Origin of the sequence: Microcoleus sp. S28C3 (assembly GCF_036700785.1) — a bacterium.
GTDB classification, from domain to species: domain Bacteria; phylum Cyanobacteriota; class Cyanobacteriia; order Cyanobacteriales; family Microcoleaceae; genus Microcoleus; species Microcoleus asticus.
This window is the reverse complement of sequence record NZ_JAUBPO010000028.1, coordinates 33821-34459: the sequence shown is the minus strand read 5'-3', so window position 1 is coordinate 34459 and position 639 is coordinate 33821. Positions and strand designations below refer to the sequence as shown.

At 46.0% G+C, this 639-nt stretch carries 1 protein-coding gene; it reads left to right on the top strand.

Annotation, left to right across the window (positions count from 1 at the left end; genetic code table 11):
• Window positions 1-19: 19 nt before the first annotated feature.
• Window positions 20-639 (top strand): leucine-rich repeat domain-containing protein (locus QUA13_RS10940; RefSeq protein ID WP_333198322.1); only part of this gene is annotated, 620 nt, incomplete at its 3' end.

Sequence of the window (639 nt, the reverse complement as noted above, 5' to 3'; positions counted from 1 at the left end):
GCTCGCATTCTTGACTACATTGACTCAGCTCTGGCTCGACAAAAATCAAATCCGTGACATCAAACTGCTAGCATCCTTGACTAAACTGAATTACCTCTCCCTCGACAGCAATCAGATCGGGGATATCAAACCGCTAGCATCCTTGACTAAACTGAATTACCTCTCCCTCGACAGCAATCAGATCGGGGATATCGAACCGCTAGCATCCTTGACTAAACTGAATTACCTCTCCCTCACCAGCAATCAGATCGGGGATATCGAACCGCTAGCATCCTTGACTAAACTGAATTACCTCTTCCTCGACAGCAATCAGATCGGGGATATCGAACCGCTAGCATCCTTGACTAACCTGACTTCGCTCAACCTCAACAACAATAAAATCAAGGACATCAAACCGCTAGCATCTTTAGGCTCCTCCCATAATTCTTGTGGGGTAGGCATCCTGGCTCCCGTTAACAGGCTTTTTGGGAGATGTCTCTTGACTAACCTGACTGTACTCGATCTCCACAACAATCAAATCAGCGACATCAAACCGCTAGCATCTTTAACTAACCTCACCGATCTCAACCTCAACAACAATAAAATCAAGGACATCAAACCGCTAGCATCTTTAGGCTCCTCCCATAATTCTTGTGGGGT